Source organism: Kitasatospora sp. LaBMicrA B282, assembly GCF_050325825.1.
Lineage (GTDB): Bacteria > Actinomycetota > Actinomycetes > Streptomycetales > Streptomycetaceae > Kitasatospora.
The window spans coordinates 1-2,465 of record NZ_JBNQTI010000337.1; the positions used below are offsets into that span (position 1 = coordinate 1).

The 2,465-nt window shown below is 75.6% G+C and carries 4 protein-coding genes; 3 read left to right on the forward strand and 1 reads right to left on the reverse strand.

Annotated elements, in window-relative coordinates; translation table 11 throughout:
• From ACQRUO_RS39205 to ACQRUO_RS39215, 3 genes are all read left to right on the forward strand, one after another.
• Positions 1-379 (forward strand): hypothetical protein (locus ACQRUO_RS39205; RefSeq protein WP_428320965.1); only part of this gene is annotated, 379 nt, incomplete at its 5' end.
• A 155-nt stretch (positions 380-534) separates the two neighbouring features.
• Positions 535-1,203: a response regulator gene (locus tag ACQRUO_RS39210; protein ID WP_428320966.1), complete on the forward strand. Its 669-nt coding sequence runs from the start codon at positions 535-537 to the stop codon at positions 1,201-1,203.
• An 87-nt stretch (positions 1,204-1,290) separates the two neighbouring features.
• Positions 1,291-1,983, forward strand: coding sequence for an HAD family hydrolase (locus ACQRUO_RS39215; protein WP_428320967.1), 693 nt, complete (start codon positions 1,291-1,293; stop codon positions 1,981-1,983).
• A 47-nt stretch (positions 1,984-2,030) separates the two neighbouring features.
• On the opposite strand, the gene ACQRUO_RS39220 is transcribed toward ACQRUO_RS39215, so the two are convergent.
• A partial coding sequence (locus tag ACQRUO_RS39220; RefSeq protein ID WP_428320968.1) for a class I SAM-dependent methyltransferase occupies positions 2,031-2,465 on the reverse strand: 435 nt, incomplete at its 5' end.

A 2,465-nucleotide genomic window follows, 5' to 3' on the forward strand; every position in this document is an offset into this window, starting at 1 on the left:
CTCGGGGGCCGGCGCCCGCGGCCGCTCCGGCGGCGCGGCCCGCGGCCGGCTGGCGGTCTGGCGGGTGCTGGCGGCGATGGCGGCGATGGCGGACCCGGTCGGAGTGACCGGTGTCGCCGGCGCCTCCGGTGCGACTGGCGCGACCGGTGCGACCGGTGCCCCCGGTGCGACTGGCGTGACCGGTGCCTCCGGCGCGCCCGGTACGAGCGGTGCGGAGGACGACGCCGTGCTGCGGGTGGCCCAGGTGACCGCGCTGGTGGCCCGGCTGCGCTGCTTCACCTGGTGCGAGGACGGTGACGAGGTCTGGCACCTGCACCTCGCCCTGGAGGATCCGGTCAGCGGTCTCGCCTGGGCTGTCAGTGGGCGGGACTATGACTGAGGCGGCGGACCGGGGGAGGGCCGGCGGCCCGGCCCAGGGGGGCTGCGCGTGATCATTGGCCGATATTCAATACATTCGGTGGGCGCGGCCTCGCATGCTCCCGTCAACCAATAGGGTGGTCCCGCCAGGGGGCGGCTGAGGGGAGGGCCACGGGCATGACGCGCGTGCTGGTCGTGGACGACCAGGTGTTGATCAGGGTGGGTCTCGCGGCGCTGCTGCGGGCCGCGCCGGGGATGGAGGTGGTCGGGGAGGCCGCCGGCGGAGCCGAGGCGGTGGCGCTGGCCGCCGCCGAGCGCCCGGACATCGTGCTGATGGACATCCGGATGCCGGGCATGGACGGCATCACCGCGACCGGTCGGATCCTGGCGGAGGCGACCGAACCGGCGCCCCGGATCATCATCCTGACCACCTTCGACCTGGACGAGTACGTGTACGCGGCGCTGCGCGCCGGGGCGGCCGGCTTCCTGCTCAAGGACACCCCGCCGGAGCGCCTGCTGGCGGCGGTGGAGACGGTGGCCGCGGGGGACATGCTCTTCGCGCCCAGCGTGGTCTGCCGGTTGATCGAGGCCTACGCGCACCGCGCCGCCGACAAGGTCGCCCCGCCGCCGGGCCTGGACCCGCTCACCACCCGGGAGCTGGACGTGCTGCGGCTGGTCGGCCAGGGCCTGTCCAACCCGGAGATCGCCGGTCGGCTGGTGGTCAGCGTGGCCACCGTGAAGACCCATCTCAACCGGACCATGGCCAAGTTGAACCTCTCCAGTCGCGCCCAGGCGGTGGTGCTGGCCTACGAGAGCGGCCTGGTGGTCCCGGGTGGCGCGGGCTGAGCGCGCCACGGACCCACGGGCGTTGACGGTGCGGCGGGGCCCGGCCGCGACCTGTCCGGCGACGGCCGGCCGTGTCAGGATCGACGCATGATCAAAGGAGTGATGTTCGACTTTTCCGGCACGCTGTTCCGGATCGAGTCGACCGAACGCTGGCTGACCGAGGTGGCCGCGGCGGCGGGAGTGGAGCTGACCGCGGATCAGCTCGCCGCGGATGCCCGGCGGTTGACCGAGTTCGGCGCCCTGCCGGGCGGGCCCAACCCGCAGCAGCTGCCGGCCGGGCTGGCCGAGGCCTGGCGGATCCGGGACCTCAGTGCGGCGAACCACCGCGCGGCGTACACCGGGTTGGTCCGGGCTGCCGGGATCTCGGTGCCGGAGCTGGCCGACGCGCTGTACGACCGGCACATGACCCCGCAGGCCTGGCAGCCCTACCCGGACGCCGAGCCGACCCTGCGCGAACTGCGCCGCCGCGGGCTGCCGGTGGCGGTGGTCAGCAACATCGGCTGGGACCTGCGCCCGGTCTTCCGCGCCCACGGGTTCGACCCGCTGGTGGACTGCTACCTGCTCTCCTTCGAGTTCGGTGCCCAGAAGCCGGCGCCGTCGATCTTCCAGGAGGCCTGCGACCGGATCGGGCGGGAGCCGGCCGAGGTGCTGATGGTCGGCGACGACCGCCGCGCGGACGCCGGCGCCGCGGCGCTGGGTTGCCCGCTGCACCTGGTCGACCACCTGCCGGTGGACCGGCGACCGGCCGGCCTGCGCCCGCTGCTCGACCTGCTCGGCTGAGTGGCTGACCGCCGGACTGTCCGACCGGCTGACCGCCCGGAGAGCGCTCAGGCGGCCGTCCGGGTGGCCAGCGCCAGGAAGAGCTCGTCCCGGTCCGCGTAGTCGGTCAGCCGCCATCCGGCCGCCGCCAGCAGCGGGCGCAGGTTCGGTTCGGCCCGCAGGTCGTCCGCGGTGAGCGGGCGGCCGTGCCGGGCGGCCAGCGCGGCTCGCCCGACCGGGTGGAAGAGGGCCAGGCGACCGCCGGGCCGGGTGACCCGGGCGAGTTCGGCCAGGTTGGCGGCGGGCTCCGGCAGGTGCGCGATCAGCCCGGCGGCGAAGACCGCGTCCAGCGCCCCGCCCGGCAGCGGCAGCCGCCCGCAGTCGCCGACCAGCAGCGCGGCCGCCGCGTCCCGCCCGGCGCGCACCGCCTCGGCCAGCATCTGCGGCGTCAGGTCCAGGCCCAGCACGGTGCCGTGCGGGCCGACCGCCGCCCGCAGCGCGGG

Bases quoted from the DNA above. Each gene is read 5' to 3' on its own strand.
- ACQRUO_RS39210 (WP_428320966.1), top strand. From the start codon at position 535: ATGACGCGCGTGCTGGTCGTGGACGACCAGGTGTTGATCAGGGTGGGT.
- ACQRUO_RS39215 (WP_428320967.1), top strand. From the start codon at position 1,291: ATGATCAAAGGAGTGATGTTCGACTTTTCCGGCACGCTGTTCCGGATC.